Here is a 24,475-nt window from a genome sequence, read left to right as displayed (position 1 = left end):
TGCTCATGCGGCAGCCCCCTCACCGTCCGCATCCCGCTCGATCCGCACGACCGAGAAGGCGGCGCCGCCCCTGCGCGCGCGGACACTGCCGAGGACGTACCCCCCGGCCGCCGTGACCACGCCCGCCACGATGGCGCCCGCCCGGCCCGCGCCGCCCGGACGGGCGAGCAGCGCGTCCCGCAGCCCGCGCGCCACCCCGGCGGGCAGTACGCGCGTGGTGTACCGGCGCTCGGACTCAAGTCCCTTGCCGGCCCCGACGCTCCGGGCCACCAGTGCCTTCGAGAGCCCTTCCGCGAACGTCCGCGAGCGGAAGTAGCCGAAGCGCTCGCGTGCGGCGGGGACCCGGTGGTGGATCACCGCGCGGTCGTCGATGAGCAGGACGGCGTCGGGCCTCGCCCGCGTGAGGCGGATGCACAGCTCCGTCTCCTCGCCGCCCAGCGGCCGCTTGTCGCCGTCGCGGCCGATGCCGGTCGCGAAGCCGCCCGCCGCCTCGAACGCGCCGCGCCGGAAGGAGGCGTTGCCGCCCAGGACGTTGCGCACCCGCACCCGCCCCTCGGGCAGCCCCTTGTACGTACAGCCCACGACCCAGTCGAACTCCTCGGGGAACCAGGCGGGCCTGCGCCGGGACTCCCAGACGGGCAGGGTGCGCCCGCCCACCGCGAAGACCCGCGGATCGGCGTACGCCCCGGCGAAGTGGCGCAGCCAGTCCCGCTCCGCGACGGCGTCGTCGTCCAGGAACGCGATGATCTCGCCGCGGGACGCGGCGATCCCGGTGTTGCGGCCCGCGGACAGGCCGCGGGGGCCCGCGTTCGCGAGCACCCGCACGCCCGCGGTCTCCTTGTACTCCCTGGTGAGGCGGTCCAGGAGCGAGGCGTTGTGGTCCACCACGAGCAGCGTCTCCAGGGCCGCCAGGGACTGCGCCCGCACCGAGGCGACCGCCGCGAGGATGTCCTCCCAGCGGTCCTCGGTGTAGACGCAGATGACGACGGAGATGCCCGCGACCGTGCCGTCCCCGTGGTGGCCGGGAGCGCTCAAGACGCCTCTCCCTGGCGTGTCCGGAAGGGGCCGCCGGTGCGCTCGCGCTGCCGGCCGCGGCGGTTGGAGCGCTCGGTGAGGATCACCTTCAGGACGCGCAGCCCGTCGCGTACGGCGCTGAGGTTGCTGGTGCCGTGGATGCGGAGGTACTCGTGGCTGGGGATCTCCTGCACCTTGAGTCCCGCTTTGACCACCCTGATGTTCATCAGGGTCTCCACCTCGAAGCCGGTGCAGTCGAGCTCGATCTTGTCGAGGCAGTGCTTCCAGAAGGCGTTGTAGCCGTAGCACAGGTCGGTGTAGCGGGCGCCGAACTTGGCGTTCACGACGGAGCACAGGACGTGGTTGCCGAGCTTGCGGATCGGCGTCATGTCGTCCGTGGCGCCGCCGTTGGCGAACCGCGAGCCCTTGGCGAAGTCCGCGCCCGAGACGAGGGCGGAGACATAGCTGACGATCTCGTGCCCGTCGGCGGAGCCGTCCGCGTCGACCATCACGATGATGTCGCCGGTGCACGCCTCGAATCCGGTGATCAGGGCGTCGCCCTTGCCCTTGCCGAGCTGGCGGACGACCTTCACGTCCGGCCACAGCTCCCGCGCCACGGCCACGGTGTCGTCGGTGGAATTGCCGTCGACGAGAACGACCTCGTGGATCCAGTCGGGCAGTGTCTTGAAGACGTAGGGAAGATTCTCCGCTTCGTTCATGGCGGGAATCACGACGCTCACCGGCGGTGTGATCGCCAGGTGCGTGGAAATCGCCCGGTAGTTGCCGGACAACGTCGTCTTGTTTAACGGGTCCGGGCCCGGCTCGGTGGCCGGGGGCACAACAGAACTCATGAGTCTGGTCCCTCTCGTCCGGTGGACCGCCCACCCCCGGGCGGTCTGGATGTGTATCCGGTTCGAAAGGGGGGTTGTCACTTGAGCATGACGAAATCGATCTCCGTGCATGCCGAGTGAGCTGGCATCGCGCGGGACGTGACTCGGCATGAATGCGGTCGCCGAGCACGGCACCCCCCTACCGCGCCCCGCGCCGGTACCACCGCGATCTTGAGCCCTCCCCTAGATCGCACTGCGTGATGGACCGATGCGGGTGGATGTAAGACGGTATTGATGATTGAGACCGTATGGCAAGACCTGGAACGGGGCCTCACGTTTTTGATGATTTGGCCGGTCTTGATGGGCACATCTGGAACGCACTGTTCCTTCTCGCGCCCTCTTATTCCTTCTTTCTTGATCGAATGTGCCCGACGCGTTTCAGCAGCTTGTCGGCCGGTTCGAAGAGCTCCGGACGGGACAAGACCGTGTTGCGCAGCGCCCGGACCGGAGCGCGTCGCGCCCGGTGGGCGATGGCCGCCGGATGGCGCAGAGCCACCCACCCCTCGGACACGGTGAGTTCGCGTGTCTTGAGGGAGTCCTTGTACTGCTTCTGGCCGCGGCCCAGATCGAGGTACGCGATGCCGTCGGCGGCGGCCGCCTCGGCCATCCGCAGATGCATGAGCAGGCCGGGCGAGTACTTGCCGAACGCGGGGTCGTAGGCCGGGAACCACTGGGCGATCACCCGCTCGGAGCGCAGCCCGAAGTGCGCGGCGGCCGGCACGTCGTCGACGTACAGGACGGAGAGCAGGCCGGCGAACTGCTCGGACCTGGTGTGGAAGAGCTGGCGCACCATCTGGCTGATCCAGGCCTGCGCGAAGCGGTCGCTGCGGCCGGTCCTGCGGTACTGGGCCGACTTCCAGCCCATCAGGACGTCCAGGACCTCGGGGTCGCGCTCGTCGTGGACGTAGCGGACGGTGCCGTGGTCGCGCGTGAGCCTGCGCTCCTTGGCGAGGGTCGAACGGATGAACTTCGGCGACTTGGCCTTCAGCCGGTGGAGGTAGGCCTCGTACCCCTGATCGATGTCCATGACGGGGGAGGCGAAGGAACCGGAGGCGCCGGCCTCGAACGGCTCCTGGCCGCCGGCCAGGTGGTCGAACTCGTACAGCGCGAGCCCGCAGGCCCGCAGCAGCTCTCGCGCGTCCCAGGTGAAGCCGGGCCGGTGCACCAGGCCCTGGCAGTCGGAGACGCCGAGGCCGATGGCCCGGCCGACGCCGGTGACGGATCTCTGGAAGGGGAAGAACGCCGCGGGCTCGCCGTCCTCGCGCACGACCGCGATCCGCACCCCGCGCCGCCAGTGGGCCACGGCGAGGGTGAACTCGGGGGAGAGGAACGGATTGGCCATCTCCGCGGCGCCGTCGAGATGGGCCTTGGACTGAAGCGCCGTCCAGGCCACGCGGTCCGCGGCGGTGAGGTCTCCGGGCCGGTGCACGGTGATGTCCACGTCAGGAGGTCCGCCTCGTCGGGGCGCGGCGTCTCAGTCGCCGCGCCAGTACCAGCAGGTGGATGAGCGAGCTGAGCGCGGTGATGGCCACGACCCCGCCGCGCACCGACCACAGGTGAAGGGCCAGCATCGCCTGGGTCACCAACAGGTTGACCGCGACGGCCCCGGAGACGGAAGCGATGATCCGGCCCCATGGCTCAAGTCCCCTGAGGGCGGCGCCGATCGCGCAGCCGGGAGCCGCGATCAGGAAGAAGAGGGTGAAGGGGCCGCGCAGGGGCGACGCGAGGTCCGTGAGCGCGAGCATCGCGCCGACCGCCCCCACCGCCACGGCCACGCCCGCGAGCAGCGGCAGCGCGTCCTCGTGCCGGCTCGGCCGGCCGCCGGGTCCCCGGCCTGTGTCTGATGACGGTGCCTTGATCCTGATCGTCTGCATTGGCGACTTTGCCCCCCGAAGCGCCGGATGCCGGGCTTCAATGTCGCGCAGCCGACGGTGGCCCGTCAAGATGCGGAGGGAGTGTGGAGATGTTGCCCGCCGGGGCTTGAAACACGGGAACTCCCTTTGCGGCCAGGGGAATTACCGGAGAACTTATTGTCATGAACACTATCGACGGCCCGAGGGGAGTGGTACCACGGTCGAGGCAGAAATCCTGCTAAGGGAGGTTCCATGAGATTGTCCCGAATCACGGCATACGCTTCCTCACTCCTCCTCGCCACCGCCTTCGCCCTCACCGGGGCCACAGCGGCACAAGCGGACCAGCAGAACGATCAGAAGGCCGCGGCCACCGGCTATGTGGCGCTCGGCGACTCCTACTCGTCCGGTGTGGGAGCCGGCGGATATGACAGCGGGAGCGGAGACTGCAAGCGCACCCCGCGCGCGTACCCCGCACTCTGGGCGGCCGCCCATTCACCCTCGAGCTTCAACTTCACGGCGTGCTCGGGCGCTCGTACGGGTGACGTCGTCTCCAACCAGCTCGGACCGCTCGGCTCCGGCACCGGTCTGGTCAGCATCTCCGTGGGCGGCAACGACGCCGGCTTCGCCGACGTCATGACGACCTGCGTGCTCCAGTCCGAGAGCAACTGTCTCGCGCGCATCGCCCAGGCGCGCAGTTACGTCGAGACGACGCTGCCCGGCAACCTCGACCGGGTCTACTCGGCGATCAGCGCGAAGGCACCGGCCGCCCAGGTCGTCGTGCTCGGCTACCCCCGCTTCTACAAGCTCGGCGGCGGCTGCATCGCCGGCCTGTCCGAGAAGGAACGCGGCGCCATCAACAGCGCCTCCGACTTCCTCAACACCACCACCGCCAAGCGCGCCGCCGACCACGGCTTCACCTTCGGCGACGTGACCCCCGCCTTCACCGGTCACGAGATCTGCTCGGGCGACGCGTGGCTGCACAGCGTCAACTGGACCAACATCGGCGAGTCCTACCACCCCAAGGCCGCGGGACAGTCCGGCGGCTACCTCCCCGTGTTCAGCGCCGCAGCGTCCTGATCCGTCCCCCCGCTCAGTTCGGCGCGTAGGAGGAGGCCCCGCCCGTCGGGGTCTCCTTCTCGCACGTCACGGAGTAGGCGACCGCGTTCGAGTTCGCCTTCACCGGGCCGCGCACCTCGACGCTGAGCTGGTTCTGGTACGTCGAGCCCGGCTCCCCGGCGACCGTCTCCGTGTGGTGCACCTGCTTGGTCTTGCCGCCGCCGGAGGAGAAACCGAGCGTCTTCCAGCCCGGGTCGCTCGGCTCACCGGACTTGGTGACCCAGCGGTAGTCGACGGTGACCGGCACCCGCCCCACGGTGAACGTCGCCGTGAACGAGGGCGAGGTGGCCGGCGGGCAGACGCCGCTGTACTCCGTGTTCGTGCCCACGACCGTGACCTTGACGGACTGCGCGGGCCGCGTGGTCGAGCCGCCGTTGCCGCCGCCACCGCCGGTGCTCCCGCCCGAACCGCCGCCGCCGCCGTCGCTGCCGCCGCCGGTCGAACCGCCGTCGCCGCCGCCTCCGTCGCCCGATCCTCCGCCGTCGCTGCCGTCGCTGCCGCCGTCGGAGCCGCCGCCGTCCTTGCCGCCGGTCGAACCGCCGTCGCCGCTTCCGCCGCCGTTGCTTCCGCCGCCTTGGGAGGCCCCGCTGTTGTTGCCGTTCTCGCCTCCGCCGTCGTTGTTGACCAGCGCGTACACCAGTCCGCCCAGGGCGAGCACCAGGGCGACCAGGCCCGCGGTGAGGACGAGGACCGAGCGGCGCGAGCGCTTCTGGGGGACGGGTGTGGTCGTGGTGACCACCGGCTCCTGCCCGTCCGGCGGCGGCAGCGGCGAGGGCGCCTGCTGATGCTGCTGCGAGGTGACCGTCGGCATGTACGGCAGGGGGGTCGCGGCCTGGGGCGTGCCGCCCGCCGCGACGAGCCGCAGCTGGTTCTCGGCGTCGGCGGCGGAGATCCGCGTGGCGGGGTCCTTGCGCAGCAGCCCTTCGATGACCCCGTACAGCGGCCCCGCGTCGCGCGGCGGGGGCAGCTCCTCGTCGACGACGGCCCGCAGCGTGCTGAGCGGGGTGTCCTGCCGGAACGGCGAGTGGCCCTCGACGGCCGCGTAGAGCAGGACGCCCAGCGACCACAGGTCGGACTCGGGGCCTGGCCGTCGCCCCAACGCCCGCTCCGGGGCGAGGAACTCGGGGGAGCCCACCACCTCGCCCGTCATGGTGAGGGCCGAACTCCCCTCCACCATGGCGATCCCGAAGTCGGTGAGGACGACTCGGCCGTCGTTGGCGATGAGGACGTTGCCCGGCTTGACGTCGCGGTGCAGGACTCCGGCGTCATGGGCGGCGCGCAGGGCGGCGAGCACCTCGGCGCCGATGCGGGCGGCGCGCTGCGGCGCCATCGGCCCCTCCGCGTCCAGGACGTCGGAGAGCGAGAGGCCCCGCACGATCTCCATGACGATCCACGGGCGGCCGTCCTCGCTCGCCACGTCGTACACCGTCACCACGTTCCGGTGGGGGATGCGGGCGGCGGCCCACGCCTCGCGCTCCAGGCGGGCGTACAGCCGGTCGACGTCGGGGGCCGGGAGCCCGGCGGGCGCCCGCACTTCCTTGACCGCGACCTCGCGGCCCAGGACCTCGTCGCGGGCCCGCCAGACCGTGCCCATGCCGCCCTCGCCCAGCGGGGCGAGCAGGCGGTAACGCCCCGCGATCACACGCTCGTTCCCGCTCACGGGCGTCCCCCATCCGCAGCCGTGCGATTCTCCACAAAACTACCTCAACCGAGCGCGGTTGCCGCCCCCTTGAACACCAATCCACACCCGAGGACCACCACGACGCAGGCGGAGCCCAGCGGAAGGAGACGACGCGAGGCCCGGTGCAGCCACGGGGGCCCGTGCACCCGCCGCCCCGCGAGCGCCCCGACCCGCACCACGAGGAACCCCGCGGCCGTCAGCGTGACCGCGAGACCCACCCCGTACGCCAGGACGAGCAGCAGCCCGAACCAGGCCTCGCCCAGGGCCGCGGCGCCCACCAGCACGACCACGGCGGAGGGGCTGGGCACCAGGCCGCCCGCGAAGCCGAGGAAGAGGGCGCCGCGCACGGTGGGCGGCGGCTCGTGCGCGGGGTGGTGATGCGAGGGGTCTGAGTGGGTGTGGGGGTGGGTGTGGGGATGGGTGTGGGGGTGGTGATGGTGGTGGTGAGGACCGTGCCTGCGCCGCCGCCAGGCCCGCCGCAGCAGCAGCGTCCCCGCGCCGGTGACGAGCACGCCGCTGACCACCCCGAGCCAGGCGATGACCGAGGGCGCCGCCGCCGATCCCCCCGCCACGAGCAGCCCCAGGGCCGTCACGCCGAGGGTGTGGGTGACGGTCACCGAGGCGGCGAGGGGCAGGACGTCCCGCAGCGACGCGCGCCCCCGCGCGGCGGCGCTCGCGGCCATCAGCGTCTTGCCGTGCCCCGGCGCGACGGCGTGCAGCGCCCCCAGCAACAGGGCGATGGCCAGGGCGAGTCCGGCGAAGCCCGGCGTCAGGTCGTGGCGCGCCACGAGTCCGGTCAGGGCCTGCGTCCACCGGTCGGCGCCGCGCGGCAGCACGGAGGAGGGCGCGTCCGGCTGCCGCTCCTCGCTCAGGGCGGGGCCGCCGGGGGTGATCCGCAGGGCGGCGGAGTCGTCGCCGGGCGGCGAGTCGAGCAGCCGCCGCGGGTAGCGGGTGAGGCGCCGCGACACGGACTCCGCGGGTACGTCGGATGCCTTCAGGGTCATCCGGTCGCCCCGCGCCGTGACTTCCCGCCACCCGGGGCCCGCCCGCCCCGCGGCCTCGAACCGGGCGGCGAGCTCGGCGCCCCGGGGGAGCGGGGCGCCGAGCTCGCACTCCACGCGCAGGGTGGGCAGGCCCGCCTGCCCGTCCCGGGTGACCGCCCGGGCCTCTTTCACGCGGAGTTCCCTCGCCCGACCGCCGACCCGGAGCCGGCTGCCGCGGGCGGCGTCCGCACACCGCTCGTCGGCCCAGCTCGCCAGGCCCACGCGCTTGACGCGGGACATGGCCTGGGTCGCGGGGATCTCGGCGAGGTCCTCGACGTGGTCGACCCGCAGTTCCCCCGGGCCCACCACCAGTCCGTCGTACCGATTGACGGTGAAGTTGCCCAGCGGGTGGGCGGCCGCGTCCGCGGCGGGCAGCACGGCCAGCGCGAGCCCGGCGGCCAGCACCCCGCCGACGACGAGCCCACGCCGCCCGGCCGCACCCCGCCGCGCCAGAACACCCAGTACGCGCCTCATGACGCCTGCCCCTTCGCCGCCTTGGCCGCCGCTGCCACGGCCGCCTTGGCCGCCTTCGCTCCCGTCGGCGAGAAGCCCGGGTTCAGCTCCAGGGCCGCGGCGCTCCAGCGACGCGCGGCGGCCGCGTTGCCCACGGCCCCTTCGATCGCACCCCGGTGGTACAGGAACGACGCCTCGCGAAAGCCGGTGGCCGTGGCCCGGCGGGCGTACACGAGCGCCTCGTCGGAGCGCCCGTCGACGTGCAGCGCCCAGGCCAGCGCGTCCGCCGTGTGGACGGTGTGCCGCCGCTGCCACTCCGCCTTCGCCGCCCGCAGCGCCGCCTTCCGCTCCGCCCGGTCCCCGTGGTCGGTCAGCGCGACCGCCGCGTCCAGGTCCGCGTTCACGCCGTTCGCCCGGGCGAGGGCGACCCACGCGGACACCAGCGCGTACTGCTCCCGCGCCTTCGCCCGGTCGCCCGGGCGGCCCCTGGCCTCGTACAACTCGCCGAGCGCGACCAGCGGTCCGGGCAGCGCCGAGCGCGCCACCACCTCCCGCAGTTCCCGTATCGCCCGCCCCGTGTCGCCCTGTCCGGCCCAGGCGCGGGCACGGCACTCCAGCGCGGGAAGGTAGGAGGCGTCGGCCCGCAGCGCCTTTCCGCACTGCTTCAGCGCCTCCCCGAACTCGCCCTGCCGCCAGGCGAGCTGCCCCAGCGCGGTGGCCACGTACGCGGCGTCCCCGGCACCGGCACCGGGGCCGACGGCCCGGGACAGCGCCCGCCGGGCCCCCGCCACATCGCCCCGCAGCTCGCGCACGTAGGCGTACCGCGTGAAGACCGGCACCCCGGGCCGCCGGGCGTCGGCCTCGTCCGCGGCCCGGGCGGCGGCCTCGTACCGCCCGAGCTCGACCAGCGCGTCGATCCGGGAGGCCAGCGCACCCGCGTTGTAGCGGTTCACGTCGAGCGCCGCCTCCGCGGCACGCAGCGCCCCGGGGAAGTCGTGGCGGGCAGCGGCGAGCGCGGCCCGTCCCGCGAGCCCCGCGTCATTGCCGGGCCGCAGCTCCAGGGAGCGGTCGAGGGCGCGGTCCGCCTCGCGGTAGCGCGACGGATCGCCCTGGGTGCGCGCCTGCTCGACGTAGGCGGTCCCCAGGGTCGCCCACGCCCCGAAGTCCGTGGGCCTGGCCCGCAGCCGCGACTGGAGCGCTTCGACGCCGCGGCTGAGATCAGCGCCCCGCAGCGCGGCATCCGGCGCCACGTCGACATAGGGCGAAGGGCGGTCCGGGCCGTCCTCTGAGCCGCCCACGACGGCACCCGCGGTGATCGCGAGCGCGAGGGCGACGGCCGCCACCACGGGCCGGCCGGCAGGTCGGGGCAGTGCCATCACGAGACCTTCCGTGCGAGATCGAATGCGAGACGGGGGGAGCGCGCGAGAAACCGCGAGAAAGAGGGGCGAGAGACCGGGAGAGAGAGGGGCGGCGGAGAATGAGCGAAGAGAGAGGGCGCGGCCCGCTGGGGGATGAGAGCGGGCCGCGCCGGTCCGGAGGGGGTCAGCCGGACACCCCGGTGGAACCGCGCCTGCGCCACCACGCGAGCCCGAGTCCGACCAGGGCCACGCCTGCCGCACCCGCGACACCGGAGGCGAGCAGGACGGCATCGGTGTCGTCGCCGCCCCCGCCGGTGCCCGGACGGCCGGGCACGGCACCGCCGCCCAGCGCGTCACGCGCCGAACTGCCGCCGCCGCCCTGGGCCAGCGGTCCCCGGGACCCGGACGTGGGAAGCGCCACGTACGGGAAGGAGGCGCCGAACTTCTGGTCGTTGGCGTTCACCGCGTCGCCCAGGTCGTTCTTGTTGCCGGTGAGTTCGCCCTCGACGGCCTGCAACTCGATGTCGATGACGTCGTCGGTCAGCCGCCGCCCGTTCGGGAACCCGGCGTTGTCGCCGTCGAGCGCCCCGAGCCGCTTGGGCTGATCCGCCGGCTTGACCGACGTGTTGAGCCGCAGGGCCTCGGCGGGCCGGACGTTCGGCGGCTGGTTGAGCCCCTTGATGCCCGTGAGGAACACCGACACGAGGTCGTTGCGCGGCTCGGCGGGCGCCTTGAGCTTGTAGATCTTCTCCAGGATCTTCGGCAGCTCCGGCTTGGTCACGTACTTCAGGAAGTCCGCGTCGTTCCAGGGCGAGGACGCGTTGAACTTGTCCTTGTCCTTCCGCGGCACGACCACCTCGTTGACCAGCGGGTTGCCCATGCGCGACACCTGGGTCCACTTGCCGCTCGCGTTCTTGCGCTGCGTCGTCGACCAGATGCCGACGGTGGGCTGCTTCCCGGACTGCCGTATCTCGGCGGTCGGCACCTGAAGGGCGACGGTGTTCACGTTGTAGCCCTTGAGGGTGTCGTTCCCGACCTCCGACAGGTTGGCGCCGTACGCGAGGTCGAAGACCCGCAGATCCGCGAAGAACGGATCGTCGGCCTGCCCGGCGAACGTCGAGCCCCCGCCCTTGACCTGCCGCACCGCCTGATCGCGCAGCTTCTTGTAGTCGGGCATGGACGCCTTGCCGACGTGCGAGGGGGCCGCGGGCACGTCGTCGGCGATCTTCGTGGTGGAGACGACCTTCTGCTCCTTGAGCTTGATCAGCTCCAGGTCGTAGGTCTGCGTCACGTTCAGGTCCGGGTCGTCCAGGCTCGTGACGGGCCCGGTGTTGTAGAGGAACGTGTCGCCGTTCTTGGTCTTCGTGTCGAACGTCCACCGGTAGAGGAGGTCGCCCTGCGCGTCGCCGTCGTTGTCGATGTGCACGTCGTACTGGGCGTCGTCCGCGAACGGATAGAAGGTGGGCCCGCCCGCGGGCTCTTCAAAGGGCAGCCAGTCCGCCACGATCGTCGTGGAGTCGGGCTTGTCCGGGCTCACGAACGCGTACACGTCCGTCGTGTCGTACTGGGGCTGTCCCGAGATGAGCGGGGCCTCCCGGTGGCTGGCGGCGTCGGCCGCCCCAGGTTCCAGTGCCGTGACGCCGGCGGCGGCGAGCCCCCCGGCGGCCAGAGCGCCACAGACGAGCGTGGCGAGGCCGCGCTTGCCGCGCAGCCCCGCCCTGCTCCTGGCGATAGCTGTCATCGCGTCCGTCCTTACTGTTCCTCGCGCGACCCCCGCGTGGTGCGCGACAGCCGCCTGACGCACGCCATTCGGGGCTCGGGCCCCGGCGGATTGCCCTTGGCCCCAATCCGCTTCCTTCTTTTGTCCCGAATGCCGGTGCGACCGCATCACGAGGCGCCCGGACCGGGACGGCGCGAGCCGCCCGGCCGGGCAGAGGGGGGAGGGGCACGCATGGAGCCCGACGCGTTGCTGCCACTGATCGCCCGGGGCGACCAGCAGGCGTTCGAGAAGCTGTACGGACTGGTCTCCGGGCCGGTCTACGGCATGGTCCGCCGCGTGCTCCGCGACCCGGCCCAGTCCGAGGAAGTGGTCCAGGAGGTCCTGCTCGAACTCTGGCGGACGGCCGCCCGCTTCGACCCGGCGCGCGGCAGCGCCCTCGCCTGGATCCTCACCCTGGCCCACCGCAGGGCCGTCGACCGGGTCCGCAGCGCCCGCGCGGCCGGCGACCGCGAGCAGCGGGCGGCCGAGCGCGGCGAGGGCCCCGCCTTCGACGAGGTCGCCGAGGCGGTCGAGAGCCGTCTGGAGCGCGAGTGGGTGCGCCGCTGTCTGCGCCGCCTCACCGACCTCCAGCGCCAGGCCGTCACCCTCGCCTACTACGAGGGTTATACGTACCGGGAAGTCGCCGGGCGCCTCTCCGTGCCCCTCGGCACCGTCAAGACGCGGATGCGGGACGGGCTGCTGCGGCTGCGCGACTGCCTGGGCACGGCCACCGGAGACGCGGCATGAGCGGGGACGCGGGCCTGGGGCCCGCGGGGACCGTCACCGGGCGGGCGCGGCCGCGCCGGCGCATCCACTCCCTGGCCGTCCCCTACGCCCTGGACGCCCTCGACCCGGGTGAACTGCGCCGCTTCGAGAGGCATCTGGCCCGCTGCGCGCCCTGTCGGGCGCAGACCCGGGAGCTGGGCGAGGGCACGGTCCGCCTGGCGGGGGCCGCCGCGGCGCCCGCGCCGCCCGCCCTGCGCGAACGGGTGCTCGCCGCCGTACGCACGACGGAGCAGGAGCCGCCCCCGCGGGCGCCCGCCGCGTGGGGTGCGCCCCCACGCGCTCGTACGCTTCCGCCCGCCGCCCGGCCCGGCCGCGTGGCCGTCGCCGCGCTCGCTCTGATCTCACTGGTGGTGACCGCGGTCCTCGCCGTGCAGCTGCTCCGTTCCGACGGCCGGCTCGACCGCGAGCGCGCCGAGGCACGTGAGATCGCCCACGTCCTGGCCGCTCCGGACGCCCGCGCGAGCGCGACGCGGGATGCCCGGGGGCGCGGGATCACCGTCGTCGCGTCGGAGTCCAGGCGGCGCGCCGTGGTGACCGTCACAGGGCTCGGGGCGCCGCCGCCGGGCCGCGCGCACCAGCTGTGGCTGCTGCGGTCCGGCCTCGCGCCCCGTTCCCTGGGCCTCGTGGACGGCGAAACGCCGGTGATCGCCACGGTCCTGGGGGCATCCGCGATGTCACTGGCCGTGACGACCGAACCCGACGGCGGCTCAGAGAGGCCCACTTCTGCCCCTCTTGTCCAACTCACCCTGGAATCAGTTGGATTCGGAGAGTAATCGTCAACCTCCTTATGGGGTAGGTGAATCCTGTGACCGGGATACACGAGTGTCCGGACGGGGCGATAGGGTTAACCTGCCCTGGGCCGGGTGCCCTCGTACGGGTGGGGAGTGACATGGAACAGATAACGGTGCGCAGCAGGGCGCGTGTCCCTGCGATCACCTGCGGGAGCAGCGCGACCAGCTCGCGTCTCGACCGCCATCTCGCAGTGCTGGGCGGCCCCGCCGTTCCGCAGCGCGAGACGGCCGAGGCGACGCTGCTGATGCGCGAGCTGACCTCACGGGGTGCGCATGACCACAGTGGCCGCGGTGCACGAGTGCGGAGGGTCTCCCTCTTCGCTCCCCTGCGCAGGCTGCGGCGGTCGCTCTTTGGGGGTCGCTGACCACGGGTGGTCGGGGGTTCGGCCGTCGCTCGGCGGCGGATTGCTCCCACCCACCCGCCCCTTCCCCACCACACGTCTCACCCGGTACGCCTCATGCGTAACACCCTTGTCATGCGCACCTGTTGACGCCGCAACTTTCCGGCCGCACTGTGGCTGATTGTTTGGCCGATACACCCAACCTCACCCCCGGAGGTGCGCGTGTGTGACCTGCACGATCAGCATGAGCATCCAGCACTCCCCGCGAGCGGCCCGTCGCTGAGCCGCCGCCGCATCATGCAACTCCTCGGCGCGGCCGGTGTCACCGCCGGTGCCATGACCGCCGACGCGGACCCGGCGATGGCCGCGGGCGCCGACGACAGCCCCGCGGCCTACGAACCGCCCGAAGGCCTCGCGGCCGACACCCCCGCCAAGCGCGCGGCGCTCGACTGGATCACCGCCCACGACGACCGGATCACCGGCCTGAACGCCGAGATCTGGGACAACGCCGAGCTGTCGCTCAGGGAGTGGAAGTCCTCCCTCGCCGAGGCCGATTTCCTCGAACGGGCCGGATTCGACGTGAAGTTCGGCACCGCGGGCTTCCCGACCGCGTTCACCGCGACGTTCACCCACGGCAAGGGCGGCCCGGTCCTCGGCTTCAGCGGCGAGTACGACGCGCTGCCCGGCCTCTCGCAGCACAAGGGCGTGGGCCACCACGACCCGCGCGAGTACGTCCACGACCCCTTCGCGCCGAGCTACGGCCCTGGCCACGGCTGCGGCCACAGCGCGCTCGGCACGGCCGCGGCGGCGGCCGCGGCGGCCGTCGCGCAGGCCGCGAAGAAGCACCGGCTCCCGGTCACCGTGAAGTTCTTCGGCTCCACGGCCGAGGAGATGCTGATCGGCAAGACGTACGCCGTCAGCAAGGGCGTGTACGACGGCCTCGACGCGTTCTTGGACTGGCACCCCTCGACGGCCAACGCGACCGGCTGGGGCAGCACCACCGCGATGACGGCCGTCACCTTCACCTTCCTGGGCGTCGCGGGGCACGGCGGCACCCCGCTCGGCAACAAGTCGGCGCTGGACGCCGCCGTGATGATGGCGACGATGTCGGAGTTCCTGCGCGAGGAGAACCTCGCGCCGAGCGGCCGGCTGCACTGGGTGATCAACAACGGCGGCGACATCCCGAACGTCACCGCGGAGATCGCCGAGATCTCGTACTACGTGCGGGAGGGGAGTCCCGCCCGCGTCCAGGTCCTCCTGGACAAGGTGATCGCGGTCTCCGAGGCCGCGGCGAAGGCGTCGCAGACGACCGTGCGCCGCCGCGTCACCTCGGCCTGCTGGAACCAGCTCCCGGCCAAGGCCTTCGCCGAACTCCTGCACGCGAACATGCGCGAGATAGGCCCGCCCGACTTCCCCGCGTCCGCGCATGAGCTGGCCAAGGAGCTCCAGGAGTCGCTGGGCCTGCCCCAGAAGGGCATGCACGACGAGATCGGCGAACTGACCCCGCCCAACCCGGTGTTCATGGGCGGCGGCTCGACGGACGTCGCCGACATCAGCTGGAACGTCCCCACCGTCTCGATGGGCGCCGCCCTCGCCCCCATCGGCACCAAGATGCACACCTGGTCCACCGCGTCCTGCGCGGCGGCCGCCCCCGGCCAGGCCGCGGTGCTCGCCGCGGCGAAGTACCTCGCGGCGACCGCGGTCGACCTGATCACGCAGCCCGAGCGCCTGAAGGCGGTCAAGGACGAGTTCAAGGAGCGCACGAAGGACGTCCGGTGGAAGACCGCGCTGCCGGACGGCTATGAGCCGCCGATGTACGAACCCCCGGCGTGGTTCCTGAGGAAGACGGGCCAGAAGTGGCCGCCGCCGAACATCACGTGGCCCCCGAAGCGCGTGGTGTCCCGGGAGAAGTTCTCCTCCCTGGGCCCGGAGCTCGCCCCGCAGAAGTAGGGCGCGGCCGCCCGCTCCCCGTCCGCCCGCCGCGCCGGGGCCGGTGGCTCAGAGCAGGGCGAACTGGCCGCCGGGCCCCTCCTCGTGGTGGTCCAGGACGGACGCGGGACGCCGGGCCGTGTCGGGCACGGGGAGCACCCCGGCCCGGCGCAGCGCGTCCGCCGTGATGCCGGGGCCCGGTGCCGCCTCGACCGACGCGGTCAACTCCTCCTGGAGCGCCTCCTGGAGCGGACGCAGTTCCGCGAGCAGGGCGAGCACGGTGATCAGTTCAAGCAGCTCGGACGTCCAGGCCTGCGGCCACTCCGCGGGCCGGATGGCCTCCAGGGAGCCCGCCTCGCCCGCGGCCGTGCGGCGCGCGCACCACAGCTCGACGACCCGCACCCCGCTCACCTCGAACTCCCACGCCTCCTTCGGCACCGGCGAGATCCGGCCCTCGTCCACGCACAGGGCCTCCTCGTCGGCGTCGTAGAAGACCTCCGCGGGGCGGGCGGGGAGCGGCGCCCGGACGTAGGGCCGCCGGCCGCCGGGAAGCTTCGGCCGCGTGCCGTCGGCGCGGGCCTCAAGCGCCAGCACGCGCCGGCCCAGTTCCGTGCCCCGCGCCCAGAGCCCGGCGTCGGCCGTCAGCGGCACCCGGCAGCCGGCCGGGGACGCCTGGGCGACGGCCAGCGTCCAGGCCAGCAGGTCTGCGGCGCCGACGTCCTGGCCGAGCGCCGCGGCGAGATGGGCGAGCAGGCCGGGCGCCGCGTTGGGCTCGCGCCCGCCGGGGCGGCGGAACAGGGGCCGGATGCGCCCGGGCCGCCCGGCGGGGGAGCGGCCGTCCGGCAGCACGGCGGAGGCGAGGACGGCGGGTCCCGTGGCGCCGGTGACGTACCCCTGCTCGACGAGGAACAGCTGTCCCTCGCCCGCGACCCGCCACAGCTCGGGGCGCGCGGCGTCGATGAGCCGGTGGTCCGGGATCAGCCACTGCTCGTCGAAGGGGCCGTGCAGGACGCGCACCGGTTCGGGGCAGGGGCCCGACGCGGCGGCCAGCGGGACCGTGGAGCCCGGGTGGCCGGGGAGTTGGGCGACGGCGGTGTGCAGGGTGCGGGAGCGGGTGGGGGCGAGCAGCTTCTCGCGCTCGGCCGGATCCGCCCGGACGAACGCGGCCCAGCGGGCTCTGAGCGTCGCGGCGTCCGGTCCCATCGGCCACCCGCGGCCCGGCCGGAGCGGCGCGACGGACCACGGCATCAGGTCGCCGAGCAGCGGCGCTTCGTCGTGCGTCACGCCCGGCATCGTACGTCGAGACCCTTACGTCGCGTCGAGGGTGACCGTGAAGGAGAAGCGGTCGCCGCGGTAGTGGATGCGGGCCACGTCCAGGGCGCGGCCCTCCTCGTCGTACGTGATGCCCGTGTAGTGCAGGATCGGGCTGAGCAGCGGCACTTCGAGGAGGCGGGCCGTCTCCGGGTCGGCCAGGGTGGCCTCGACGGTGTCCGTGATGCGGCTGATGCGGACGCCCACCACGTCGCGCAGGACCTTCGTCATGGGCCAGCGCGTCAGGTCGTCGAGGTCCACGCGGTCCGCGAGTTCGGGGCGGATGAAGTTGTGGGCGTGATTGGTCGGTTCGCCCGTCTTCTCGTCGCTGCGCAGCCGGTGGTAGGTCGCCACCTCGGTCAGGTCCGGGAAGTGCTCGGCCAGTTCGCCGGAGACCGGGGCCGTGCCGTGCGCCAGGAGCCGGGTGCTCATGCCCGACTGCTGGGCCACGATCGCGTCGACCGAGCCGAGCAGCCGGACCGGCGAGCCGCGCTGGGCGCTGGGCTCGATGAACGTGCCGCGCCGCCGGTGGCGGGTGATCAGCCCCTCGTCCTCCAGCTCCTTGAGCGCCTGGCGCATGGTCAGGACGCTCACGCCGTAGTGCCCCGCCAGCTGCTCCTCGGTGGGCAGCCGGAGCGGGGCGTCGGGTGTGCGGCCGAGTATCGAGGCGCGCAGGGACTGCGACACCTGATACCAGAGCGGCAGTTTGCGATTCAGGACGATCGAGTCCGGGGCGAAGGCGGTCACGGTCTCTCCGAATCAGTCCGCATCGGCATCGAAACGGGATCAACCACCCGGAACGGGCAGCGGATCAGTTTCGAAAATGGCGCTCAAGACCCTCCCACACATCGTCGTATCCGCGCTGGAGATGGGCGGCCTGAGCTGCTTGTTCGGTCGCCGTCACCGGCCAGCGCGTCTCGAACATGAAGGCAAGGCCGTCGTCGATCTTCTGCGGCCTGAGCTCGGCGGCCGACGCCTTGTCGAAGGTGTCGCGGTCGGGGCCGTGCGCCGACATCATGTTGTGCAGGGAGCCGCCGCCGGGCACGAAGCCCTCGGCCTTCGCGTCGTACGCGCCCTCGATCAGGCCCATGTACTCGCTCATCACGTTCCGGTGGAAGTACGGCGGCCGGAAGGTGTCCTCGCCCACCAGCCAGCGCGGCGCGAAGACCACGAAGTCGACGCCCGCGAGGCCCGGGGTGTCGGACGGCGAGGTGAGGACCGTGAAGATCGAGGGGTCCGGGTGGTCGTAGCTGATCGTGCCGATGACGTTGAAGCGGCGCAGGTCGTACACGTACGGGACGTGGTTGCCGTGCCAGGCGACGACGTCCAGGGGCGAGTGGTCGTAGGTCGCCCGCCACAGGTTGCCGCAGAACTTGTTCACCACCTCCACCGGGCGGTCCTCGTCCTCGTACGCGGCGACGGGGGCCCGGAAGTCGCGCGCGTTGGCCAGGCCGTTCGCGCCGATCGGGCCGAGGTCGGGGAGCTGGAAGACCGCGCCGTAGTTCTCGCACACATAGCCGCGGGCGGTGGTGTCCAGGAGCTCCACGCGGAAGCGGACCCCGCGCGGGATCAGCGCCACCTCGCCCGGCTCGGCGCGCAGCAGGCCGAACTCGGTGCGCAGGAGCAGACCGCCCTGCTCGGGTACGACGAGGAGTTCGCCGTCCGCGTCGCTGAACACCCGGTCCGTCATGGAGGAGTTGGCGTGGTACAGGTGCACGGCCATGCCGGTGCGCTGGGCCGCGTCGCCGTTGCCGCCCAGGGTCCACAGGCCCGCGAGGAAGTCCGTGCCGGGCGCGGGCTCGGGGAGGGGGTTCCAGCGCAGCCGGTTGGGGTCGGGCGTCTCGGTGAAGGGCGCCGTCCGCAGGGCGCCGTTGTCGACGCGCGTGAACGCCGGGTGCGCGGCCGAGGGGCGGATGCGGTAGAGCCACGAGCGGCGGTTGTGCGCGCGGGGCTCGGTGAAGGCGGTGCCGCTCAGCTGTTCCGCGTACAGCCCGAGGGGAGCGCGCTGCGGAGAGTTTTGGCCGTGCGGCAGGGCGCCGGGCACGGCTTCGGAGCTGTGTTCGTTGCCGAAGCCGGAGAGGTACGTCAGTGCCTCGGCCGTCTTGCGCGGGTCGTGCGCGTCCCCGCGGCTTGCGTCGCTGGAGTGTTCCCGGCTCATCATCGCTCCCTCGTCAACGATTCCTATGGGACACCGTAGGATTCACGTTTTCCTTCCGCAAGGGGATCCATGGATGTGAACAATGCTCTACTCTCCCGGGGATGCCCCACCCTGATCAGCGCAAGCCCCCGCCGCCCCCGAAGACCCTGCGCCGCGTGCCCGTGCAGGAGCGCAGCGCCGAGCGCCTGACCCGCATCCTCGACGCCTGCGCCGCCCTCCTGGACGAGGTCGGCTACGAGGAGCTGAGCACTCGGGCCGTCGCCGCCCGTGCGGGTGTCCCGATCGGCTCGGTCTACCGCTTCTTCGACAACAAGAGGGCCATGGCGGACGCCCTGGCCCACCGCAACCTCGACGCGTACGGCGAGCGCGTGGCGGCCCGCATGGCCGGGGTGGAGCGCGGCGACTGGCGCGGCGCCGTCGACGCGGCCTTCGACGAGTACCTCGCCATGAAGCGCACGGTCCCCGGCTTCGGCCTGGTCGACTTCGGCATCCCCTCCGCCCCCGACGCCATGCCCGACGCCAACTCGGACGTGGCCGAGCGGGTGGCGGGGCTGCTCGCCGCCCACCTCGACCGGCCGCTGGACGAGAAGCTGCGCCGTACGGTCCTCGTGGGCGTCGAGGCGGTGGACGCCGTCCTCCAACTCGCCTTCCGCGCGCGGCCGTCGGGCGATCCGGACCTGATCGACGAGACGCGGATCCTGCTGCACTCCTATTTCGCGGGGTCGCTGGACTGAGCCGGAGCCCGCCGTCCGGCCGCTCCCGGACCACTCGCCCGGGGCCGGCGGGGGCCCGCGGATTCACGACTGACCCCTCCAGGGGCCTGACGGCGTGCATACCGGTCGGTATGGTGAGAGCGCACGTGCGCCGTAGCCGCCGCCCCGGAGGGTCCTCCATGCCCAGCACCGCCCTGCGTATCTGCCCTCTGTGCGAAGCCACCTGCGGGCTCACGCTCACCATCGAGGGGACCTCCGAAGGCCCCCGTGTGACCGGCGCCCGCGGCGACCGCGACGACGTGTTCAGCCACGGCTTCATCTGCCCCAAGGGCGCCTCCTTCGGAGAGGCCGACTCCGACCCCGACCGCCTCAAGGGCCCCCTCGTCCGCAAGGACGGCGTGCTCCAGGAGGCGAGCTGGGACGAGGCGTTCGACGCCGTGGCCGCCGGACTCCGCCCCCTGATCGAGCGGCACGGACCGCAGGCGGTCGGCGTCGTGCTCGGCAACCCGAACGTGCACACCATGGCCGGCGGCCTCTACCCGCCCGTACTCCTGAGCACCCTCGCCACCCGCAACGTCTTCACCGCGAGCACCGTCGACCAGATGCCCAAGCACGTGTCCAGCGGGCTCCTCTTCGGCGACGCGTTCGCCATCCCCGTCCCCGACCTGGACCGCACCGACCACCTGCTCCTGCTCGGCGCCAACCCCCTGGAGTCCAACGGCAGCCTGTGCACGGCCCCCGACTTCCCCGGCAAGCTGAAGGCGCTGCGCGCCCGCGGCGGCACCCTCACCGTCGTCGACCCCCGCCGCACCCGCACCGCGAAGCTCGCCGACCGGCACCTGCCGATCCGGCCCGGCACGGACGCCCTGCTGCTCGCCGCCATGGTCCACGTCCTCTTCGAGGAGCGGCTCACCGGCCTCGGCGCGCTGGAGGACCGGGTGGAAGGGGTCGACGACGTGCGGGAGGCCGTACGCGCCTTCACCCCCGACGCCGTCTCCGCGGCCTGCGACGTCCCCGCCGACACCATCCGCGCCCTCGCCCGCGAGCTGGCCGCCGCCCCCACCGCCGCCGTCTACGCCCGCGTCGGCGCGAGCACGGTCGCCCACGGCACCCTCACCAACTGGCTCGTCGACGTCCTGAACGCCCTGACCGGCAACCTGGACCGGCCCGGCGGCGCCCTCTTCCCGCTCTCGGCCACCGACCGCGCGCCCCGGCCCGCGGGCCCCGGCAAGGGATTCGCGCTCGGCCGCTGGCACAGCCGCGTGAGCGGCCACCCCGAGGCCAAGGGCGAACTGCCGATCGCCGCGCTCGCCGAGGAGATCGACACCCCCGGCGACGGGGCGATCCGCGCGGTCGTCGCCGTCGCGGCCAACCCGGTCCTCTCGGCGCCCGACGGCGACCGCCTCGACAAGGCCCTGGCCTCGCTCGACTTCATGGTGAGCGTCGACCCGTACCTCAACGAGACCTCGTGCCACGCCCACGTGGTCCTGCCGCCGCCCCCGCCCTCGCAGAGCGCCCACTTCGACTTCGCCTTCAACGGATTCGCCGTACGCAACCAGGTCCGCTACACCCGCGCCGCACTGCCCCTCGCGGAGGGCAGGATGTCCGAGGCGCAGATCCTGGCCCGGCTCGTCCTCGCGGCCGGCGGGATGCACGGCGCCGATCCTGCGGCCGTCGACGCGATGGTCGTCGACAAGACCCTGGGCAAGGCCGTCACCGACCCCCACTCGGCCGTCCACGGACGCGACCCCGGGGAGCTGTCCGCCCTCCTCACCGGCGAGAGCGGCCCCGAACGGCGGCTCGACCTGATGCTGCGGCTGGGCCCCTACGGCGACGGATTCGGCGCCCGCGAGGACGGGCTCACCCTGGAGCGGCTCCTCGCCCACCCGCACGGCATCGACCTCGGCCCGCTGGAGTCCCGCCTCCCGCAGGTCCTGCGGACCCGCAGCGGACGCGTGGAACTCCTGCCGCGACCGATCGCGGACGACCTGCCGCGCCTCGCGGACGCCCTGCGCACCGCCCCGGACGAGCTCGTCCTCGTGGGCCGCCGTCATCTGCGCTCCAACAACAGCTGGATGCACAACGTGCGCACCCTCACCGGCGGTTCCAACCGCTGCACCCTGCACGTCCACCCCGAGGACGCGGCCCGCATCGGCCTGGTGGACGGCGCCCGCACCCGGGTGGCGGCCGCGGGCGGCGAGCTGACCGTCCCCGTCGAGGTGACCGACACCGTGCGCCCCGGAGTCGTCAGCCTGCCGCACGGCTGGGGCCACGACCGCCCCGGCACCCGCCTGGCCGTGGCCGCCGAGAACCCCGGGGTCAACGTGAACCAGCTCCTGGACGGCACCCTCCTCGACCCGCTCTCCGGGACGGCCGTCCTGAACGGCTTCCCGGTGTCCCTCACCCCGCTCGCCGTGGCACCAGAACCGGAGGCCGTTCCGGCAGCAAGTCGTTGACCAGGAGTTTTGCGCTTATTGCTCACACGTCAACATCTTGTTAACGCTGAAGCAGGGGTCCTAACGTCAACCGGACCGCCAGACCTGGTGGGAGTTCGATGGTGAACGTTAGGTAGCCCCCATGCTGACAATCCTCGGATTCGTCATGATCGCCACCTTCCTGGTGCTGATCATGATGAAGAAGATGTCGCCGATCGCGGCACTGGTGCTGATCCCCGCGCTCTTCTGCGTGTTCGTAGGAAAGGGAGCCCATCTCGGGGACTACGTCCTCGAGGGCGTCGGGAATCTGGCGCCCACGGCGGCGATGCTCATGTTCGCCATCGTCTACTTCGGCGTCATGATCGACGTCGGCCTCTTCGACCCGATCGTCCGGGGCATCCTGCGCTTCTGCAAGGCCGACCCGGTGCGCATCGTGGTCGGCACCGCGCTGCTCGCCGTGATCGTCTCGCTGGACGGCGACGGCTCGACGACCTTCATGATCACGGTCTCGGCGATGTACCCGCTCTACAAGCGCCTCAAGATGAGCCTCGTGGTCATGACGGGTGTCGCCGCCACCGCCAACGGCGTCATGAACACCCTGCCCTGGGGCGGCCCGACGGCCCGTGCGGCCACCGCGCTCAAGGTCGACGCCGCCGACATCTTCGTCCCGATGATCCCGGCGCTCGCGATGGGCCTCGTGGCCGTCTTCCTGCTCTCCTACGCACTGGGGCTGCGGGAGCGCAAGCGCCTGGGCACCCTCTCCCTGGACGAGGTCCTGGAGAAGGAGACGGCGACCGAGACGGTCCTGGTGGGCGCGGGCGGCGGCGCCGGCGGACGCACCTCGCTCACGAAGACGACCACCGGGGGAGCGGGCTCGGGAACGGACGCGGACGCGGATGCCGCGGCCACCGCGACCGGGGGCGCCGCCGACGCCTACGACGACGCCGACGACGGCTTCCAGGGGCTCGACCCGCACCGCGCCACCCTGCGCCCCAAGCTCTACTGGTTCAACGCCGGTCTCACCGTCGTCCTGCTCACCGCCATGATCATGGAGTGGCTGCCGATCCCGGTCCTCTTCCTGCTCGGCGCCGCGCTCGCCCTGACGGTCAACTTCCCCCACATGCCCGACCAGAAGGCCCGTATCGCCGCCCACGCGGAGAACGTCCTCAACGTCACCGGCATGGTCTTCGCGGCCGCCGTCTTCACCGGCGTCCTCCAGGGCACCGGCATGGTCGACCACATGGCCACCTGGCTCGTCGACGCGATCCCCGAGGGCATGGGCCCGCAGATGGGCCTGGTCACCGGCCTCCTGTCGCTGCCGCTCACCTACTTCATGTCGAACGACGGCTTCTACTTCGGCGTCCTGCCGGTCCTCGCGGAAGCGGGCCAGGCGCACGGCGTCAACACCCTGGAGATCGCCCGCGCCTCGATCGCGGGACAGGCCCTGCACATGTCGAGCCCGCTGGTGCCCGCCGTCTACGTCCTGGTCGGCATGGCCAAGGTGGAGTTCGGCGACCACACCAAGTTCACCGTCAAATGGGCCGTCCTCACCTCGCTCGTGGTGCTCGGCTCCGGAATCCTCTTCGGCATCATCTGATGCCATCCACCCCGGGCCGGGCCTGGTTGCTGCGCCTCGTCATCGCCTTCAGCTTCGCGCAGGGGGCGGTGTCGATGGCGCGTCCTGCCGTCTCCTACCGGGCGCTCTCGCTGGGCGCCGACGAGCGGGCGATCGGCGTCATCGCGGGCGTGTACGCCCTGCTCCCGCTCTTCGCCGCCGTACCGCTCGGGCGCAGGACGGACACCGGGCGGTGCGCGCCGCTGCTGCCGATCGGCGTCGTCCTGATTTCCGGGGGGTGCGCGCTCAGCGGCACGGCCGGATCGCTCGGCGCGCTCGCCGCCTGGAGCGGTGTGATGGGCCTGGGCCACCTCTGCTTCGTGATCGGCGCCCAGTCGATCGTCGCCCGGCAGTCCGCCCCCGACGAACAGGACCGCAACTTCGGGCACTTCACGATCGGCGCCTCGCTCGGGCAGCTGGTCGGGCCGATCGCCGCGGGCTCCCTCATCGGCGGCGACATGGGCCGCACGAGCGCCCTGGCCCTGCTCGTCTCCGCGGGCGTCGCCGCGGTCTCCTTCACCTCGCTGTGGCGCATCGAGCACGTGCGCTCGGCGGCGCCCGGCGCGGGGCGTACGGCCGCCAAGGTGCCGGTGCTCGGCATCCTGCGCACCCGGGGCGTGCCCGCCGGGATCTTCATCAGCCTCGCGGTGCTTTCCGCCACGGACATCCTCACGGCCTATCTGCCGGTGGTCGGCGAGCACCGGGGGATCGCGCCCGCGACGGTGGGCGTGCTCCTGTCGCTGCGGGCCGCGGCGACGATCGCCTGCCGGCTCGTGATGACGCCGCTGATCAATCTGCTCGGGCGTACGGTGCTGATCGTCGTCACGTGTCTGCTGGCCGCCGTGCTGTGTGCGGGGGTGGCGTTGCCGGTGCCCGTGTGGGGGCTCGGGGTGATGCTGGTGCTGCTGGGGTTCTGCCTGGGAGTGGGGCAGCCGCTGTCGATGACGACCGTGGTGCAGGCCGCCCCCGACGGGGCACGCTCCACGGCTCTCGCGTTGCGGCTGACGGGCAATCGGCTGGGGCAGGTGGCCGCGCCCGCCGGGGCGGGGCTGATCGCCGGGGTGGCGGGCGTGGCGGCTCCCTTCGTGATGCTGGGCGGGCTGCTGCTGGTGGCCGCCGGGCTGGGTCTCAGACGCAGCCCGGCGGAGCCGTCCCCGAACCCGTCTCCGCCCCTGCCCGGAGCGGGGGCTTCGCCCCGGACCCCGCTCCTGAAACGCCGCAGGGGCTGA

General features: G+C 72.7%; 20 protein-coding genes. 9 read left to right on the top strand and 11 right to left on the bottom strand.

The genetic code is table 11. From position 1 onward, the window contains the following. Window positions 1–3: 3 nt before the first annotated feature. From QBL25_RS10710 to QBL25_RS10695, 4 genes are all read right to left on the bottom strand, one after another. Complete coding sequence (locus tag QBL25_RS10710; protein WP_409056786.1) at window positions 4–1,035, bottom strand: glycosyltransferase family 2 protein; 1,032 nt, start codon at window positions 1,033–1,035, stop codon at window positions 4–6. Further along, window positions 1,032–1,865 (bottom strand): glycosyltransferase family 2 protein, encoded by an 834-nt coding sequence (locus QBL25_RS10705; RefSeq protein ID WP_409056785.1) that lies wholly within the window; start codon window positions 1,863–1,865, stop codon window positions 1,032–1,034. Before QBL25_RS10705 ends, QBL25_RS10710 begins: the two co-directional genes overlap by 4 nt. Before the next feature lie 379 nt (window positions 1,866–2,244). After that, window positions 2,245–3,345 carry a GNAT family N-acetyltransferase gene (locus QBL25_RS10700; RefSeq protein WP_409056784.1) on the bottom strand — a complete coding sequence of 367 codons (1,101 nt, stop codon included), beginning with the start codon at window positions 3,343–3,345 and terminating at the stop codon, window positions 2,245–2,247. A gap of 1 nt (window position 3,346) precedes the next feature. Further along, entirely contained in the window at window positions 3,347–3,778 is a 432-nt protein-coding gene (locus QBL25_RS10695) for a hypothetical protein (protein ID WP_409056783.1), read from the bottom strand. A 231-nt stretch (window positions 3,779–4,009) separates the two neighbouring features. Here QBL25_RS10695 and QBL25_RS10690 point away from each other — a divergent pair, with 231 nt between their 5' ends. Continuing rightward, on the top strand, window positions 4,010–4,834 hold the full coding sequence (locus QBL25_RS10690; RefSeq protein WP_409056782.1) for an SGNH/GDSL hydrolase family protein: 825 nt from the start codon (window positions 4,010–4,012) through the stop codon (window positions 4,832–4,834). A gap of 13 nt (window positions 4,835–4,847) precedes the next feature. On the opposite strand, the gene QBL25_RS10685 is transcribed toward QBL25_RS10690, so the two are convergent. The 4 genes from QBL25_RS10685 to QBL25_RS10670 all read right to left on the bottom strand — a co-directional run bounded on the left by QBL25_RS10685 (window position 4,848) and on the right by QBL25_RS10670 (window position 11,149). Then, window positions 4,848–6,467, bottom strand: a complete 1,620-nt coding sequence (locus tag QBL25_RS10685) for a serine/threonine-protein kinase (RefSeq protein ID WP_409062606.1) — start codon at window positions 6,465–6,467, stop codon at window positions 4,848–4,850. Window positions 6,468–6,577: 110 nt separating this feature from the next. Continuing rightward, the gene (locus tag QBL25_RS10680) at window positions 6,578–8,071 is read right to left on the bottom strand and encodes a sulfite exporter TauE/SafE family protein (RefSeq protein ID WP_409056781.1); all 1,494 of its coding nucleotides are present in this window, start codon (window positions 8,069–8,071) and stop codon (window positions 6,578–6,580) included. Continuing rightward, entirely contained in the window at window positions 8,068–9,426 is a 1,359-nt protein-coding gene (locus tag QBL25_RS10675; protein ID WP_409056780.1) for a tetratricopeptide repeat protein, read from the bottom strand. The genes QBL25_RS10680 and QBL25_RS10675 overlap by 4 nt, the downstream gene beginning before the upstream one ends. Before the next feature lie 166 nt (window positions 9,427–9,592). After that, window positions 9,593–11,149, bottom strand: coding sequence for a DUF4331 domain-containing protein (locus QBL25_RS10670; RefSeq protein WP_409056779.1), 1,557 nt, complete (start codon window positions 11,147–11,149; stop codon window positions 9,593–9,595). 210 nt (window positions 11,150–11,359) lie between these two features. Between QBL25_RS10670 and QBL25_RS10665 the strand changes: the two genes are divergently transcribed. The 4 genes from QBL25_RS10665 to QBL25_RS10650 all read left to right on the top strand — a co-directional run bounded on the left by QBL25_RS10665 (window position 11,360) and on the right by QBL25_RS10650 (window position 15,035). Further along, a complete protein-coding gene (locus QBL25_RS10665; RefSeq protein ID WP_409056778.1) occupies window positions 11,360–11,914 on the top strand; it encodes a sigma-70 family RNA polymerase sigma factor in 555 nt (184 codons plus the stop codon). Further along, entirely contained in the window at window positions 11,911–12,726 is an 816-nt protein-coding gene (locus QBL25_RS10660; RefSeq protein WP_409056777.1) for an anti-sigma factor domain-containing protein, read from the top strand. Before QBL25_RS10665 ends, QBL25_RS10660 begins: the two co-directional genes overlap by 4 nt. Window positions 12,727–12,842: 116 nt before the next feature. Next, a complete protein-coding gene (locus QBL25_RS10655; protein WP_160504136.1) occupies window positions 12,843–13,109 on the top strand; it encodes a hypothetical protein in 267 nt (88 codons plus the stop codon). Window positions 13,110–13,307: 198 nt separating this feature from the next. Next, window positions 13,308–15,035 (top strand): amidohydrolase, encoded by a 1,728-nt coding sequence (locus QBL25_RS10650; RefSeq protein ID WP_409056776.1) that lies wholly within the window; start codon window positions 13,308–13,310, stop codon window positions 15,033–15,035. 48 nt (window positions 15,036–15,083) lie between these two features. Here QBL25_RS10650 and QBL25_RS10645 read toward each other — a convergent pair whose 3' ends face one another. The 3 genes from QBL25_RS10645 to hmgA all read right to left on the bottom strand — a co-directional run bounded on the left by QBL25_RS10645 (window position 15,084) and on the right by hmgA (window position 18,483). Beyond that, window positions 15,084–16,307 carry a type ISP restriction/modification enzyme gene (locus QBL25_RS10645; protein ID WP_409056775.1) on the bottom strand — a complete coding sequence of 408 codons (1,224 nt, stop codon included), beginning with the start codon at window positions 16,305–16,307 and terminating at the stop codon, window positions 15,084–15,086. A gap of 15 nt (window positions 16,308–16,322) precedes the next feature. Beyond that, a complete protein-coding gene (locus tag QBL25_RS10640; RefSeq protein WP_409056774.1) occupies window positions 16,323–17,072 on the bottom strand; it encodes a GntR family transcriptional regulator in 750 nt (249 codons plus the stop codon). 64 nt (window positions 17,073–17,136) lie between these two features. Next, the gene (hmgA, locus tag QBL25_RS10635) at window positions 17,137–18,483 is read right to left on the bottom strand and encodes a homogentisate 1,2-dioxygenase (RefSeq protein ID WP_409056773.1); all 1,347 of its coding nucleotides are present in this window, start codon (window positions 18,481–18,483) and stop codon (window positions 17,137–17,139) included. 101 nt (window positions 18,484–18,584) lie between these two features. On the opposite strand from hmgA, the gene QBL25_RS10630 reads away from it, so the two are divergent. From QBL25_RS10630 to QBL25_RS10615, 4 genes are all read left to right on the top strand, one after another. After that, on the top strand, window positions 18,585–19,217 hold the full coding sequence (locus tag QBL25_RS10630) for a TetR/AcrR family transcriptional regulator (protein WP_409056772.1): 633 nt from the start codon (window positions 18,585–18,587) through the stop codon (window positions 19,215–19,217). A 158-nt stretch (window positions 19,218–19,375) separates the two neighbouring features. After that, on the top strand, window positions 19,376–21,652 hold the full coding sequence (locus tag QBL25_RS10625; protein ID WP_409056771.1) for a molybdopterin oxidoreductase family protein: 2,277 nt from the start codon (window positions 19,376–19,378) through the stop codon (window positions 21,650–21,652). Window positions 21,653–21,773: 121 nt separating this feature from the next. After that, on the top strand, window positions 21,774–23,228 hold the full coding sequence (locus QBL25_RS10620; RefSeq protein WP_409056770.1) for a CitMHS family transporter: 1,455 nt from the start codon (window positions 21,774–21,776) through the stop codon (window positions 23,226–23,228). Then, complete coding sequence (locus tag QBL25_RS10615) at window positions 23,228–24,475, top strand: MFS transporter (protein ID WP_409056769.1); 1,248 nt, start codon at window positions 23,228–23,230, stop codon at window positions 24,473–24,475. Before QBL25_RS10620 ends, QBL25_RS10615 begins: the two co-directional genes overlap by 1 nt.

Source organism: Streptomyces sp. SYP-A7185 (assembly GCF_046103685.1).
GTDB lineage: Bacteria > Actinomycetota > Actinomycetes > Streptomycetales > Streptomycetaceae > Streptomyces.
Note: the sequence above shows the minus strand (reverse complement) of the source record. Positions and strands in the feature narration are given on the sequence as shown.